This window comes from Bartonella sp. B35(2025), assembly GCF_053794465.1.
In genome coordinates this window covers 913,803-929,655 of sequence record NZ_CP200035.1, presented here as the reverse complement: position 1 = coordinate 929,655, position 15,853 = coordinate 913,803, and the positions used below count along the sequence as shown (strand labels likewise).

Genomic DNA, 15,853 nt, shown 5'->3' with positions numbered 1-15,853 from the left:
ATGGTAAGTTGTATAAAGATTGGTCAGAATCTATTTTTCGGCTTAAACAAAATTAGATAAATTTATACTACATGACCAGATTAATATGGTACTAAAAATTACCTTTTAAGGTGCAAGATAGGGTGTATCTTGCCACATTTCGTTTAACTAATGCTGCAGTTAAAAATCAGATGTTTTTCACTACAATGAGGGGGGGGATCATAAGCTGATGATCATTAGATACAGTTTATTGTAGCTAAAATAGTTAACAAGGTGAGGGGGGTAACACGTATTTATGAAGAGTCTGATTGTTTAAAACTGGTGAAGAAACCACAAGAGAAAGTGGGAGTTATTTGTGAATTTCTTTCCTATCAATTTTAATGAGATGAACGTTGAGTACGTTTTCTGTGAAGTTTTGGTGAAAATAAAGATATGAAATGATTGTGTGATATAAGTAAAATTATAGTATAGATGAAAGAATATTATGTAGGAGTCAATAAATTTCTTTAAGATTAGCAGTTATTTGTAGAAAAGTATGATAAACATTACTAAGTTATAAAGAATATATGAAAGTCTTTTTCATTATCATCAATTATCTGAGCGCATAAATAGTATAAGTTAATATTATTAGGTAATACTTATTCAATAAAAATTATTTTGAAAGTATAACTTGAAGAAAGAAAATTAGTGATTTTTTACTGATGGATAAATAAGGCAACTTCTTTCTATTTTATATTATTCTTCTCTTCAGAATATACAGGATATATATGTCTTCTAATTTATGTAAGATTTTTTGTGTATAGCGGTGAATCTTTTAAAAACAGTTCGGTTAACAACAATGGTTTGTTTGCTAATCGTAAACGGGAACGGCGAGCCCATAGTGTATCTTGTCGACCAATATGAATGTAATCGCGGGTTAGTTTACCACTACTAAATAAATAGCGTCCTAGCGGTACAGTTCCCAAATTTATCAGTGCTTGATTGTGTTCAGATAAAGTTTCTTGTGGGATTACAGTACGCCCAAGGAGCCAAGGCTGATTGTCTCCTAATAATATGACTTCGCGTAACCAGTAACGCGAGCTGTCGGGAAGATGTTCAGCTTCTTTCTTTAGTTTATCACGTGTAATGAAGCATTCACGTTGTGGTTCAACACGTAGGTCAGTACAATAGCTTTCAAATCGACGCGTCATGGATCCCAGCTCCATTAGCCAATCACTAACGTCAGCTGGTATTGGAGGATCTTGATCAGATAGCCATTTCAGAGGTGGTAAGATAGAATCTTGAAGATTGGGCATCATGTTGCTCTACATCTAAAATTGTATTTCCTTTGTTGTTGTGCTGTGTTGGATGATACAAATAGACGTTCTTATTATAATATAGAAATGTGAAGACAGCAAGATTCTAAAAGGGAAGACATAAGAAGATATAAAAGGAGGATATCACTTTTTGGGTGTTTATTTTTTACCTTTTATTATACCGTAAGCTCTGTTTTTATTTACAGATTTAAAAGAGACATATGTCAGTTAAATGTCTGCGATGGAGATTTTGATATAAGATGTCAGTTATCATAATAAAATTTGTTGGCTATTTTTGTGTATGCGGTTAGATAAGAAGAATTTGATAGTCCGTAATCGACATATTTTATTTTTTATCAGAATTTTGATTATCAATATAGGTGCATAGTAATTATGTGCTGGAGATGGTGATATTAGAGCGTGAGTTGTAAAAAGAAAAATTCGTGCTATACAAATTCAGTGTAGGAACCTCTACTAATACAAATGCAACATTCTTTAAGATAGAAACACGATTATAAGTATCATAGATGATAAATGTAAGTACTATAGATGACAAACTGCTGGGATTTCTCGTTGTTTGCTTAATGACATGGTAACGGTGATATAAAAAAGCTACAGATTAAGGAGCTAACTGCTCTTCCCAATAATTGCTAAGGCTTCTAAAATTGTAGTGAGAATATTTCAACAATCCCAAGAAGTATCAAAAGAAATCCCTCTAAAAAATGAATAAACGCTCTATGGTCGAATTTTTCGTCCTATCCATATCAGGAGACATGCTCCAATAAAACCTGAAATAAGATAGCCAAACAAACCAGCAAAGTTAATACCTAAAAGGCCAAAAAGAAAACTAGCTAATGCGGATCCAATAATTCCCAAGATAATGTTCAAAAATATTCCTGTTTTGCTTTTCATAAAATATTGTGCAGCCCAACCTGCAAGGCCACCAATAATAATAGCTGCAATCCAGCCAATGTTCATCTCTTCCATTACACCCTCCTTATGCCTGAATCTTAACTGTTAATTCTAGCTAGGGTAAGCTTTGTAAAGGTCAAGATCTATCTTTTTACTATCTGGGGAGATATTGCTGTTGGGAGAGGGTATTAAAATTTGATTTTGTTGATTTTTCAACTAATGTAAAGATACTATGATCTAACATCGTATTTGTGAAATAATAAGTACATATAACTTTACATGCGGTACCAAAAAGCACTAAAATTAGCAGTTATTGTATGGTAAAAATAGAAATGTTTGCAAAGATATTTAAGAGGTATAGATAAAGTATATTTATGATTAGATCTTTTGCAAATAAAGGACTGAAAGGAATTTTGCCAACGCGGTATTAACAATACTTAAGCTGATATTAAAAGTATTTATTTTTAATTCTTTGCAAAATGTTATCTATGCGCTGAATTTACAAAAATATTGATATAATAATCACAAGCTGATCAATCTTTGTATTCTTTATGATATACTTCTTACCAGAAATAAAAATCATTAATTTTTTTGTTAAAATAATCTTAAAGTTAAGATTTTGATGTTTGTTGTTCAGAAGGATCACGTAGGCGGGAATTTTGAAGTAATCCCTGTGCTTCTAGAATTGGATAAATCATTGAAGTTAAAAGAGAGTTGATTTGTTTCAGGTCACGCACGATATCAAGATGAAGACTGGATGATTCTACATTTTTAAGATCTCCTTCACGGAGGCGTTTAAAGTGCTTTAGGTTCATTTCTTTTTCTAGATCTCGGAGTTGATCTTTTTTCTGTACCAATAAATGTGCAGTATGTGTATCACGCGAGACGAGTACATTAAATGCAATATGTGCATTGGCTAAAACAATTGCATGGAAACAGAGTAAGTCATTCTATCCTTCATTACTAAATTGTAGATTTTTTTGTTGTTTCTTCTTAACCAGCATAAGCATACTGTGAATAATGATATCTCCTGCTTGATCCAATTTTATACAGGATCCAAGAAGCTCTTGTGTTTGAAGAGCCTCTTCATCGGATAATTTTTGTCCAGCTAGTCGTGCAAGATAAAGTTTGATTGCAATATGCTTTTTATCCAATATGATGTTTAACTGATTAAGTTCACGTATGATGTCTGGATCAGGCGTTTCATAAAGTTCCATAATTTTTTCCAGCATGATATCTACAAGATCACAAATATGGATGACTTCAACGTCGGACATTAGAGAGTGCTAAAGTTGGTCATTCAATAACGCTATCATCAAGAGCTGTTTGGTCAGATAAATTAAGGCTTTTATCAGTTTGTGTTTTTTTGTGCTTACATGGACAATTTTGGTGGTTAGTTTTAAAATCCATTTTGATAGAGGTATTCCAGCAAAAAGGATAAAAGTATTAAAAATGATATGAGTATTAACAACTTGAGTAGCGGTATCATTGCCAAGCCATGTAATGGGTGGTTGAAAGAAGAGAAATAAGATCAGGATAAGGATTGAACCAGCACCACGCATAAGTAAATTTCCTAATGGAACAAGTCGAGTATTAGGAGAGGTGTGGCGTGTTAAAAATGGTGCTATGAGAGAGGAGCCCAAATTAACACCAAGAACTGTTATGACACATAATTGAGCGTTGATGAGATCGTAATTGGCAAAATTGACCAATAAGATGATTCCAGCGATGGATGAATGCAAGAGGTAAGTCAATATCGTGGCTAATAAAAAAGCAGAAATAGGGTCGGTTGAAAGGTAGCTAATAATATTAAGCAAGATTATACTATCACGTAAAGGCTCTGTGGCTTCACTGATTATTTGTAAAGATAGAATTAAAAGACCGATACCAATAACAATACGCCCTATTTGACGCCAATCGCGTTTTTCAGTTGTCATAAAAATAAAAGTACCAATGAAAAGACATAAAGGTATAACGATAGTGAGGTCATAGGAGAGAATTTTGACAACCAATGCTGATCCTAATTCTCCTCCACGGAGGCCATAAGCCCTGCTAAGCCAGAGACAAAACCAGAGTTAACAAAAGAACTAACAAGGAATGTTACTGCTGTAGAGCTTTGTAAAATCATTGCTGTGAAAAGCCCAAAACTTACAGCGAAAAATGGATTAGACATGATTTGGCGCATTTTGAATTTAAGTCTATCACCATATCCACGTTCAATTCCTGTGCGCACCATACGTGTAGACCAAAGCAGTAAGGAAATAGCCCCTGCAAGATGAAGGAGTACCAATGAGCCGTTCATGATACTTTTGTCTCTTTCTTTTTGGCTTTATTGATAAGAGTTCATTTAAAGAATGTAGTTGGGGTTTATTATTTCACTTTATTATAGAAGCGTGAGCAAAATCATAGCCGCTTGGATTTTGAAAAATCTTTAAACCAAAATCAGGAAGAATAGAGTAAAGATGATCAAAAATATCAGCTTGAATTTGTTCATACTCTGCCCAGACAGTTGTATTAGTAAAGCAATAGATTTCCAAAGGTAGACCATTTGGTGTAGGAGGTAGTTGTCGTGTCATTACGGTCATGTTTTGTGTGATATTTGAATGTTTTTGCAAATAAGCTAAAGTATAAGCGCGAAAAGTTCCAATATTAGTTAAACGGCGAGTATTGGCTGGTATGTCGTGGTTTTTATTTAATTGAGCATTCCATTCGTTGATTTCCGGTATTTTTTTTGCAAAATAACTTTCTAATAAATTCAATTGTGTAAGATATTCTTGTTCTTCTTTAGTATGAAAGCGAATGCTTGATTGATCGATAAATAAGGATCGTTTAATACGCCTTCCACCTGATTCTTCCATTCCACGCCAATTTTTGAAAGGATCAGTTACCAATTTACGGATGGGAACTGTAACAATCGTTTTATCAAAATTTTGAACTTTGATGGAATGAAGCGCAATTTCAATGACATCACCGTCTGCACCGAGATTAGGAATTTCAATCCAATCGCCGACACGTACCATATCAGTTGATGAAATTTGGATACCAGCAACGAAGGAGAGCAGCGTGTCTTGAAAAATCAAAAGAAGAACTGCTGCCATTGCACCAAGACTGGAGAAGAGGATAAAAGGTGAGCGGTCAAGCAGTGTTGCTACCATTAAAATAGCAGCGATAGCAAAAAGTGTAATTTTAGCAATTTGAATATAGCCTTTTATTGGCTTTAATCGTGCTGTTGGTCGTTGTTCATAAATAGCATTAATGACATTGCAAAGAGAAGAAATTGTTAGGACAATAACAAAAATGATCAAGGCGTTGGAAGCATTACGGATAATAGTGCTGAATACCTTAGGTAATGTAGGTATAAAATTGATACCGGTTGAGATAATAAAGATCGAAGTAATATGAGCCATGTACTGTATAGCGCACTCAATATCGGTAGTTGTATTCTTAGGAAGAAAAGAAGAAAGGCGCCTTGTTACCTTCATGAGTAAGTTTCGTGCTAAAAAATTAACTAAAAACGCAGTAAAAATAAGGAAAATGAGCCAAGAAATAGGTTCGAGCAATGGATATTGAACAAGAAATTTGGTCACTTTTTTGTCTCCATTTTTAAATTAATCATTTGCAAATTCGTTAACAGCTTAAGATAAAGTATTGGAATTATGCTCTAAAGTCATTAAATATGCAAAAAAGAATTTTAAACTCTGTGAGAGATAATGCGTTTTCCGCCTGATTTCCTTGATGAGATCCGTACTAAGTTACCAATTTCAACAGTTATTGGCCAAAGGGTGACATTTAACCCCCAAAAAAGCAAACCTTCACGAGGAGATTTTTGGTGTTGCTGCCCATTCCATGGTGAAAAAACACCAAGTTTTCATTGTGATGATCATAAAGGTCGCTATTATTGTTTTGGTTGTGGTGTGAGTGGTGATATTTTCACTTTTCTTTGTGAGCTTGATGGATTGCACTTTTCGGAAAGTGTAAAACGTTTAGCTGATCTTGCAGGTATTAAATTACCTATTTTTGATCCACAAAGTCATCAACATCAAATGGAAAAGGCCGATCTTTATGATATTATGAGGATGGCGACAGATTTTTTTCAACATAGTTTGCATGATAAAGAAGGTGCACAAGCACGCTGTTATCTTAATGAGCGTGGTGTAACGTCAAAGCTTGCTGAGCGCTTTAAGATTGGTTTCGCTCCGACAAAGCGTACAGCTTTAAAAGAAGCTTTAAGTGCACGTGGTATTTCAATAAAACAAATGGAAGATTGTGGACTCCTCAAATTTGGTGAAGATAATAAAGTTCCTTATGATCAATTTAGAAATCGTATTATATTTCCCATTGAAGATTTACGCGGACGTGTGGTGGCTTTTGGAGGGCGTGCATTAGGTAAAGATACGCATGCAAAATATCTCAATAGCCCTGAAACAGTGCTGTTTCATAAAGGAAATATACTTTACAATGCAGCTTTCGCTCGTAAAAATAGCCGCTTCATTGGTAATGATGAAAAGAACTGTTCCATCCTTGTTGTTGAAGGTTATATGGATGTAATTGCATTAACCAAAGCTGGTTTTGAGAGAGTAGTAGCACCTTTGGGTACGGCATTAACAGAAGCGCAAATTGGGCTTTTATGGCAGATGGATCCTAATCCAATTTTGTGTTTTGATGGAGATGATGCTGGTTTAAGAGCTGCTTTTCGTGTAGCTGATCGTGTTCTTCCTCTTTTAAAAGCTGGGGTATCTGTGCGCTTTGTTTTACTTCCACAGGGCAAAGATCCAGATGAAATTGTTTGTGCTGGTGGTGCACAGCTTTTTACTTCTTTTTTACAAAAATCAATTCCGTTAATTGAGCTTTTATGGTGGCGTGCTACCTATGGAAAGAATTTTGAAACTCCAGAAGCACGAGCTGCACTGGAAAAACAACTGAAACAGCAAATTTTTATGATTAAGGATCAAGATATACGTCGTTATTATCTTCAAGATATAAAGAAACGTCTCTTTGATTTTTTCCGTCTATCTTTTTCAAGAAAGGAAAGTGGGGGGCAATATGATCGAAATTACAAAAATAGGATATTAAAAGATCAATTTTTTTCTACGCTAGCAAACTCCGATATTGTGCGCAATTCATCACACTCTATTCCTTTGCGCGAAACAGTTATTTTACTGATTTTAGCTTATTATCCTGAGTTATGGTATGAAAATTTTGAAGTTCTTGCTGAGTTGGAGCTACAAAACACTCAATTGATGAGCCTTCATCAATCTATGTTAGAGATTCTTGGGAGCCAGAATCTTCATAATAAAGAAACGATGGTTGCGCTTTTGGAAGAAAAAGGGCAAAAAGCTCTTTTAGAGCGGATGAAAAATCTTGTACAAAATATTGGTATGCGTACTATCTTTGTTGGAGCGCCTATAGAAGATGCTCGTACTGTATTAAAACAAGCCATCTACTTGCATCTTCAAGAACACCACCTACATAAGAGGTTGCAAGATATCGAAGAGCAACTTATAGAAAATCCTGATAATGAGGTTTTTGATCTGCTTCGTGAAATAAAAATAGAGTTAGAGAAGATGCAAGCGACAGAAGCTTTAATTGAGGGATTCGGAAGTTGGTTTGATGAAGAAATAGACGGGAATAAGCAAGATAAGATAAAATGATTCGCTTTTTTGGAGCGAATCAGTCACCTAAAGCTTAGTATGAGGAAATTTATGTAGATCGACATTTTTCTGAAGAATGACGACTAAATTTTAGGAAAAGCGGGAAATTGGTTCTTACTATATGGTACAGAAATTATCTCAGAAAGGCTGAGAGGTGTCGGGGAAGCTTCTAGAGTTCTCCCGCGTTTTTGTGTGAATGAGGCGCGTGTGCAAAATGTATCTTTTACAATAGAGATCTCCTCTAAAAATAAGTGTATATAGGAAATTGTTAATACACTTAAGTGAGAATACAAAAAAAGCTGGTCACGCAGAAGCTGTACGGTGATCAAGTGGAGTTAATGGTATGGCCACAAAGGTTAAACAGAAAGATAATATGGAAGCAACAGGCCAAGCGAATTTGGATGGTCCTCTTCTCGATTTTTCTGATGATGCCATCAAAAAAATGGTTAAACTCGCCAAAAAGAATGGTTATGTAACAATGGATGAATTGAATGCAGTTCTTCCTCCCAGTGAAGTAACATCTGAGCAAATTGAAGATACTTTGGCGATGTTCTCTGAGATGGGTATCAATGTTGTAGATGATGAGGATGAAGCTGAGCCTGAACATTATGAAGGAGAAATTACAGCAGAGGGTGGAGATTTAGTAGGAGCTACCAGCTTTGCTGTTGCAACGACATCTAAGCGTGAGACAACAGATCGTACTGATGATCCGGTACGTATGTATTTACGTGAGATGGGGGCTGTCGAATTACTTTCTCGAGAAGGTGAAATTGCCATTGCTAAGCGTATTGAGGCAGGACGTGAAACAATGATTGCTGGGCTTTGTGAAAGCCCCTTGACTTTTCAAGCTCTCATTATTTGGCGTGAAGAATTGAAAGAGCAGCGTATTCTTCTTCGTGAAATTATTGATCTTGAAATGACTTATGCTGGCCCTGAGGCTAAGCAGGCTCCTATTATTGAACGAAGTGAGGTTGAAAGAATAACAGAGGAAAAACCATTTTCTAGCGCTCGTGATATGAGTGATATCGCGAAAAATATGGGGATAGAGGATGATGAAGATGATGAAGATGAGGTTAATCTATCACTCGCTGCAATGGAAAATGAGCTATGTCCTCAAGTTATGGAAACATTAGATTTCATTGCTGAAACCTATGTAAAACTGAGAAAGTTACAAGATCAGCATGTTGAAAGCAGTTTGGCAGATTGTAAAGAGGGAGCCTTGTCACCTGCCCAGAAGAAAAAATGTATTCAGTTGAAAAGCAAATTAGTTCAAGCAGTAAAATCTCTTTCTCTGAACCAAAATCGCATTGAAGCTTTGGTTGAGCAGCTTTATGATATTAATAAGAGGTTGATTCATAATGAAGGTAAATTGAAAAGAATCGCTAATAATTATGGTGTTGGCCATGAAGATTTTTTAAAAGAATACCAAGGACGTGAATTGGATGCAGATTGGATAGATTATATTTCAACTTTGTCAGGGCGCGGTTGGAAAGAGTTTTCAACACGTGAATCTACAGAAATCCAAAATTTGCGCAGTGAAATCCAAAATCTTGCACAAGAAACTGCTATTTCGATTGGTGAATTTCGTCGAATTGTTACACAGGTGCAGAAGGGTGAGCGTGAGTCAACAATTGCTAAAAAAGAAATGGTGGAAGCTAATTTACGCCTCGTGATTTCGATAGCAAAGAAATATACTAATCGTGGCTTACAGTTTCTTGATTTGATCCAAGAAGGCAATATTGGTTTGATGAAGGCGGTAGATAAGTTTGAATATCGGCGTGGGTATAAGTTTTCAACTTATGCAACATGGTGGATCCGTCAGGCAATTACACGCTCAATTGCTGATCAGGCACGTACCATTCGTATTCCTGTTCATATGATTGAAACAATTAACAAGATTGTTCGTACATCACGCCAGATTTTACATGAAATTGGACGTGAACCCACACCAGAAGAATTGTCGAGCAAACTTTCTATGCCACTAGAAAAAGTACGAAAAGTACTTAAAATTGCAAAAGAACCTATTTCACTTGAAACACCTGTTGGTGATGAGGATGATTCTCATTTAGGTGATTTTATTGAGGATAGGAACGCATTATTGCCAATTGATGCAGCTATTCAAGCTAATTTACGAGATACGACAACTCGTGTACTTGCCTCACTAACACCACGTGAAGAGCGTGTTTTACGAATGCGTTTTGGTATAGGGATGAATACTGATCATACCTTGGAAGAAGTTGGTCAACAATTTTCAGTTACACGAGAACGTATTCGTCAAATTGAAGCAAAGGCGCTTCGTAAATTGAAGCATCCCAGCCGTTCACGGAAATTGCGTAGTTTTCTTGATTCTTAATGATATAATTATATGTTTCAAAAGATGTGTTATTTATAAATTGAGTGTGAATGAAGGGCGCATCATGTAATTCTAGAAGTACTTTTTAGAAGAAGATGAATCTAACACTAGCATAGTTTATACAGAGTTTATGATATAAAAACTTTCTCTTGGCTTCGATATTTAAGCTACAGTCTATAAAACAGAAGATACTATAAATCAAAAGATAAGTGATGTAGCACTGTATAATAATTTATAAAATGAATAAACAGTATCCAAGGTATATTAGTAAGTTTGTTGATAAAGGTGATGTATTAAGTATGCTTTATATCGGATTATGTTAGTTTTCTGGTAAACAAGAAAATTCTCCTTTATATAGAGGTATTCGTAAAAGTAGCCTAATAAGTATATGAGTATGTGAAAAATTTCATTTAGATTACGCTGTCTTAGAACTGCTAAATATTTATGGTTAAATATTATGGTATACATTTAAGTGAATTGATCTTGGCTATTTAGGTTGGTTATTTTTATTCATATAAGATATTTACTAAGGGTGTGTTCTATTTTTATTAAATTGAATTTTGAAAAAATACACTGAATTGAATATTTTTTTAACAAACGAAATATATGAAACTACAAAGATTAGATTTTGTTTATTTTGCTTTTTAATAGATTTTCTTATTTGAAAGAGATGCAACTAATTTTATGAATCAATAGATTCCTTTTTGGAAAGAAAAAAATTAGAAGAGATTTCCGTTTCTGAGTGGGAAAGCCTTTGTGATGGATGTGGGCGTTGTTGTTTATACAAGGTGGAAGATGATGATACCGGTGATATCTATGTAACCAGTGTTGCTTGTCGTCTTTTAAATAAGGAAACTTGCCGATGTCGAGACTATGTTAATCGTAGATCAATTGTTTCAGACTGTATATCGTTGGATATTGCAATGATTAAAACGGCTCGTTGGCTTCCAGAAAGTTGTGCTTATCGATTAATTAATGAGGGAAAAGACCTTCAATGGTGGCATTCATTGGTATCAGGAGATTGTCAGATAGTGCATCAAATACAATTTTCTGCGCGTAAACAGGTAAAAATTTACGAAGATGAATTATCGTCTGAAGAAGATTACCTTTGGCACATCACCGGCCTTCTGTGTGAAGGTCAGTGATAAGGTTATTTTACGCAATGATTGATGATACTACGTGACTTAGTCGATAGCAAATACTACGGTAACAGTGACATCATAGTTCAATTCACCACCTGAAAAATTTGTATCTGCGTAGCTTGTTGTTGCACTTCCTATTAAGCGTGGTGTCAGATTATAGTTACCATTATTTTCTTTGATTTCAAGAATTTTCCCTAATTTTAAATTGGCTGCCTGTGCTATAGTTTTTGCTTTTTCAATGGCTTCAGCAATAGCTTTTTTACGTGCTTCTTGAAAAAATGGTTTGGTATCAGCGTTGGTAAAGATAATACCATTAACTGAATTAACACCAAATGCCATTGCTTGATCAAATATTTTACCAGCATTGGGAAGATCACGAATGCGCACTGTTAAAAAATTTGAAACATGATAGAGATTTTCATTATTATTTTTTTCATGATTTTTATCTGAGCCAGATTGATAAATAGACATATCTGATGTTTGCAAATCATTTGCTTGAATACCATTGCTTTTTAAAGCATTGATAACATCTTTCATTGATTTATTATTGGCTGCTAATGCTTTTTGAGCAGTTTCATCATGAGTAATAATGGCTAGATTGATAATTGCTATATCTGGTACTGCTTGGTTTTCACCGGTTGCAGTAACAGTGATAGTTGATTTTCTTTCTTCAGCATATACGGTGAATGCAGTGACTAGTGATATGAGTGCTATCGTGGCTATTTTTATAAAATAACTATTTAACGGTTGAAAAATTACCTTTGTCATATCTGTTCCTTTTTATTTATTAATTTACTAATTCTCTCATTTTCTGGAGCTATTGTAAATAAATTAGGATATTAGGAGAAAAAACAAATAAAAAAGAGAAAAAGATAGTTTATACTTTAAGTAAGCTCTTGTATCATAGGGTATTTTAGTTTAGAGAGAAACAGCTTGTGGGGCCTGTAGCTCAATTGGTTAGAGCCAGCGGCTCATAACCGCTTGGTTGGGGGTTCGAGTCCCTCCGGGCCCACGTTACCTCAATGAGAATAGTAATTTGTTGCAAGAAGTTAGTATAGCACAATACAAGAGAGTTTTGTAGTTATCAATTTATTTAGGCTTTGGAGAGTTGTGCTTTCTAGTTTGCCTATTTTTTTTATGATTTTCAGCCTATTTATGATTCATTACGTTATCTTGTAGAGTTGCTGTTGCGTGGCTTTAGTAAAATTGTAAAGTGTACTGCATTATAAGGATTTTTATCAATTTTATAATATACTATACCAAAAGCTATTTTGAAGCTGATTTTCATGTTAGTCTTATATTTTCTTTTTTATTGAAGATAAGCTGGTTATTAAAATCTAGTCAGCAGATTTTTGGGTTTATTTTGTGTTCAATTGTAGATTTGAGTTCTATAAGTAGAAGATAGTACATAAAATAATTGGGAGCAATTTAGCTCTATTCAGGAAGATAAAATGTACTTTCTTGATTCAATAATGTATAATACTCATTGGTAAATTTATAGCTCAGAGTATAAAGATACGATTGTGTGTGCTGGTTATTTATTATTTTAAGGTATAAAAATTAATTTAACTATATATCTGAATATATGATTTTCATTTAATTTTAAAAGAAATAGCACAATAAATTTCTTAAACTAAGTGATTTTAATCCATTTCCCTACAAAGAATAAAGCTCGTTTATCTTCTTTTCTTTTAAATAAGAATAAATAATGTTGTTTCTGCTGATTTGTGGATTAAATAAAAATTTAATTGTTTACTTAAAGAAGAATATACCAATAACAAAAAAATTTATTTAATAGTCATTTATAAGTATATTATAACTATAAAAGGCACATTTTTTTGCAAAAAAACAACTCTTTTTTTGATTATCACTAAAATACGATACGAATCAAATATACTAAATAAAAAATCTTATTTTAATGGTAAAAGCGTTAGGGATGTAGCTCTCTAATAATAGCTTTATATGTAATTTCTTTTATTTGTTCAATATTTACCAGAATATCTTGCTTTGTTGGATAACCTTTACTAGAAAAAGCAATTTTTTGTTCATCTCCTGAGATTAAACGCCAGTACCATTGATTATGAACACCTTGAAATATCTCAAAATACATGCTCCCTACCTCATAAAATAGTAGATGATTTACAAGATAAGTATCAACCCATCTGACTTATGAGAATTAAATATGCTTCCATCATCAGCAGTCAATATATTTTCCTTAATTTTTTTAGATCAAAAAAATTAAATGAAAGTTATATTTGTAACAAGAAAATATTTATTGTCAATAAGGTACAAATAGTATTTTATACTCTTAAACAGATTTATTTTAACAATTATGTCGTTGTATTTTTATTTATAGTAGGAAAATTTTACTATTGCTGGTTTATTATTGCTATAAGGATATATTCAATTATTTTACTATAAAAATAAATTTAAATAGAAACTCTAATTTAGCCAGTATGAAAAAAGAAACTCCAACTTTACCAGCGTAAAAAAAAGTTAAAATACTTTTTTTTGTGCTGGTAAAGTTGGAGTTTGTTCTGTGGCCTTTATTTATTGATTAGCGATAATCTCTTTTTGTGATATGCTTCGAATAAGTAAATCAATAAATAGACTAAGAGCATAAGAATTCGCCATCTTTGCTTTCATATCGATCAAAGAGGTTGCAGCTTTCAGATTGGGGCCATTGGATGTGCTCTGTGTTAATAGATATTGCTGCAATTTTTCATAAGAGCTTTCGATTTTTTCTTGGTTTTGTTTTTCACTGTGACTGTTGTTGGTAAGAATCTCTTCGAGTTTCTCAATTTTTTTTATAAAATAGTTCCAGTCAAAGTCACCTTGAGTATATTCAGTATCAAACATTTTTCCTTGTCCAGTTAAAAGCCAATTAATATTGACTCCGTACAATGTACGATATGTTTGTAAAACACTCAGATTAGGTTCTCTTTCTCCACGCTCATAAAAGGCGATAGAGTTTTTTGTCATGCTAAAACTTTTAGCTAAGGCTTCACGTGATGGATCCCCTAAAGCGAGGCGTACATAACGTAAACGTTTTCCAAATATAGTTTTTGCTTCAGTTTCAGGACGTGCCACGAATTATCTCCCTCAGTAAATCATCATGGTATAAGCTTTTGTCAATAAAGATACACTACGTCTTAATACCTCGTTATGCAATGTCAATATTTATCGCTTTATATTTCTTTTTATTTATTAATTTTAGCAAATAGGAAGTAAATTTTAATTTATCAGGTTATGCGACGTTTAAAAGTGATATCTATTTCAAATGAAAGATATTACTTACCAATTGTTTTATTGTTTTTTTAGGAGAAGATTTTATGTACATTTGCTAGTTGTATTTGATATTGTATTAATAAACAGAATCTTTTGATTTTGTGTAAATAAATTAAAGAAATAAATTTTAAGGAACGATCATGGCCCTGTTAAGATATTTTGGGTGGGCTTTTTTTTTCACAATTGTTGGTGTTTTTACGGGAGGGGCTATTGGTTGGTTTGAAACGGGAAGTATTGCTGGCTTTCTGAAATATTTTTTCATTTGCTGTGTTTTAGGAATTTTGGAAATTTCTTTATCTTTTGATAATTCTATTATCAATGCGCGTATTCTCGGGGGCATGGATCAGTTATGGCGCCGTCGTTTCTTAGTATGGGGCATTTTGATAGCAGTATTTGGGATGCGGATTATTTTTCCATTGTTGGTAGTTATTGTTGCTGCTTGGATTAATCCGATTGCAGCAGTAAAATTAGCGATATGGGAACCATATCAATATGCTGCAATCTTAACAGATGTGCATGTGGGTATTGCTGCTTTTGGGGGAACTTTTCTTATGATGGTTGGTTTGAGATATTTTTTTAATCCTGAAAAAGAAGTGCATTGGCTAACTTTTATAGAAAAATCAGCTCAAAGGCTTGGATTATTTGTTGGAATTGAGATTGCATTTGTTTTGATTTTGATATTGCTCTTTTCAGGTCAGGTTGCAACAGAAGATAAGATGGCTTTTTTGCTTGCTGCCCTTTATGGGCTTTTGACATTCATAGTAGTTGATGGTGTCGGTTCACTCTTGGATGCTCCAAAAACTACTTTAACTACAGTTACCAAGGGGGGGGCAGGATCATTTCTTTATTTAGAAATTCTAGATGCTAGTTTTTCTTTTGATGGTGTTGTTGGAGCTTTTGCCTTTTCACACAATCTTTTTATTATCGCAATTGGTCTTGGTATAGGTGCATTTTATGTTCGTTCTATAACGATTATGTTGGTTGAATCAGGAACATTATTACATTATCGTTATCTAGAACATGGTGCTTTTTATGCGATCTTGGTACTTGCAGTGATTATGTATATGCAAACTATTATATCAGTTCCTGAAATATTAACGGGATTTGTTGGTATAGGTATTATTGGAATGGCATTTTATTCTTCTATTCGCTTTAAGCGTCATCATTTAAATGAACAGGTTATACCTCAGTAAGCTTATAGTTTTTGCTATCGTTGCAATAGTTAAAAGAAAA

At 33.8% G+C, this 15,853-nt stretch carries 9 protein-coding genes, 1 tRNA gene and 2 pseudogenes; 5 read left to right on the top strand and 7 right to left on the bottom strand.

Features of this window, described 5'->3' with window-relative positions; all coding sequences use genetic code 11:
* Positions 1–758: 758 nt before the first annotated feature.
* The 4 genes and pseudogenes from ubiC to V4P56_RS03885 form a co-directional block, all read right to left on the bottom strand.
* Positions 759–1,274, bottom strand: a complete 516-nt coding sequence (gene ubiC / locus V4P56_RS03900; RefSeq protein WP_455482653.1) for a chorismate lyase — start codon at positions 1,272–1,274, stop codon at positions 759–761.
* A gap of 735 nt (positions 1,275–2,009) precedes the next feature.
* Positions 2,010–2,261: a GlsB/YeaQ/YmgE family stress response membrane protein gene (locus V4P56_RS03895; RefSeq protein WP_455481637.1), complete on the bottom strand. Its 252-nt coding sequence runs from the start codon at positions 2,259–2,261 to the stop codon at positions 2,010–2,012.
* Positions 2,262–2,797: 536 nt separating this feature from the next.
* Positions 2,798–4,488, bottom strand: a pseudogene (locus V4P56_RS03890) (Na/Pi cotransporter family protein).
* A gap of 73 nt (positions 4,489–4,561) precedes the next feature.
* Positions 4,562–5,773, bottom strand: a complete 1,212-nt coding sequence (locus tag V4P56_RS03885) for a mechanosensitive ion channel family protein (protein ID WP_455481636.1) — start codon at positions 5,771–5,773, stop codon at positions 4,562–4,564.
* 123 nt (positions 5,774–5,896) lie between these two features.
* Between V4P56_RS03885 and dnaG the strand changes: the two genes are divergently transcribed.
* The 3 genes and pseudogenes from dnaG to V4P56_RS03870 all read left to right on the top strand — a co-directional run bounded on the left by dnaG (position 5,897) and on the right by V4P56_RS03870 (position 11,335).
* Positions 5,897–7,837 (top strand): DNA primase, encoded by a 1,941-nt coding sequence (dnaG, locus tag V4P56_RS03880; RefSeq protein WP_455481635.1) that lies wholly within the window; start codon positions 5,897–5,899, stop codon positions 7,835–7,837.
* A gap of 343 nt (positions 7,838–8,180) precedes the next feature.
* On the top strand, positions 8,181–10,190 hold the full coding sequence (rpoD, locus tag V4P56_RS03875; protein ID WP_455481634.1) for an RNA polymerase sigma factor RpoD: 2,010 nt from the start codon (positions 8,181–8,183) through the stop codon (positions 10,188–10,190).
* Between the two features lie 696 nt (positions 10,191–10,886).
* A pseudogene (locus V4P56_RS03870) lies at positions 10,887–11,335 on the top strand (YcgN family cysteine cluster protein).
* Positions 11,336–11,374: 39 nt separating this feature from the next.
* Here V4P56_RS03870 and V4P56_RS03865 read toward each other — a convergent pair.
* Positions 11,375–12,100, bottom strand: a complete 726-nt coding sequence (locus tag V4P56_RS03865) for an SIMPL domain-containing protein (RefSeq protein ID WP_455481633.1) — start codon at positions 12,098–12,100, stop codon at positions 11,375–11,377.
* Positions 12,101–12,270: 170 nt separating this feature from the next.
* Here V4P56_RS03865 and V4P56_RS03860 point away from each other — a divergent pair.
* Positions 12,271–12,344 (top strand) — tRNA-Ile (locus V4P56_RS03860).
* A 918-nt stretch (positions 12,345–13,262) separates the two neighbouring features.
* Here the strand turns inward: V4P56_RS03860 and V4P56_RS03855 are convergent.
* Both V4P56_RS03855 and V4P56_RS03850 read right to left on the bottom strand, forming a co-directional pair.
* The gene (locus V4P56_RS03855; protein ID WP_455481632.1) at positions 13,263–13,442 is read right to left on the bottom strand and encodes a YegP family protein; all 180 of its coding nucleotides are present in this window, start codon (positions 13,440–13,442) and stop codon (positions 13,263–13,265) included.
* 440 nt (positions 13,443–13,882) lie between these two features.
* Positions 13,883–14,422, bottom strand: a complete 540-nt coding sequence (locus V4P56_RS03850) for a helix-turn-helix domain-containing protein (protein ID WP_455481631.1) — start codon at positions 14,420–14,422, stop codon at positions 13,883–13,885.
* A 338-nt stretch (positions 14,423–14,760) separates the two neighbouring features.
* Between V4P56_RS03850 and V4P56_RS03845 the strand changes: the two genes are divergently transcribed.
* Entirely contained in the window at positions 14,761–15,813 is a 1,053-nt protein-coding gene (locus tag V4P56_RS03845; RefSeq protein WP_455481630.1) for a DUF475 domain-containing protein, read from the top strand.
* Positions 15,814–15,853 lie beyond the last annotated feature (40 nt).

What these genes read in the sequence shown, in the direction of transcription:
- V4P56_RS03865 (WP_455481633.1), bottom strand. Translation starts at nt 12,100, where the DNA reads ATGACAAAGGTAATTTTTCAACCGTTAAATAGTTATTTTATAAAAATA.
- rpoD (WP_455481634.1), top strand. Translation starts at nt 8,181, where the DNA reads ATGGCCACAAAGGTTAAACAGAAAGATAATATGGAAGCAACAGGCCAA.
- V4P56_RS03895 (WP_455481637.1), bottom strand. Translation starts at nt 2,261, where the DNA reads ATGGAAGAGATGAACATTGGCTGGATTGCAGCTATTATTATTGGTGGC.
- V4P56_RS03845 (WP_455481630.1), top strand. Translation starts at nt 14,761, where the DNA reads ATGGCCCTGTTAAGATATTTTGGGTGGGCTTTTTTTTTCACAATTGTT.
- V4P56_RS03855 (WP_455481632.1), bottom strand. Translation starts at nt 13,442, where the DNA reads ATGTATTTTGAGATATTTCAAGGTGTTCATAATCAATGGTACTGGCGT.
- dnaG (WP_455481635.1), top strand. Translation starts at nt 5,897, where the DNA reads ATGCGTTTTCCGCCTGATTTCCTTGATGAGATCCGTACTAAGTTACCA.
- ubiC (WP_455482653.1), bottom strand. Translation starts at nt 1,274, where the DNA reads ATGCCCAATCTTCAAGATTCTATCTTACCACCTCTGAAATGGCTATCT.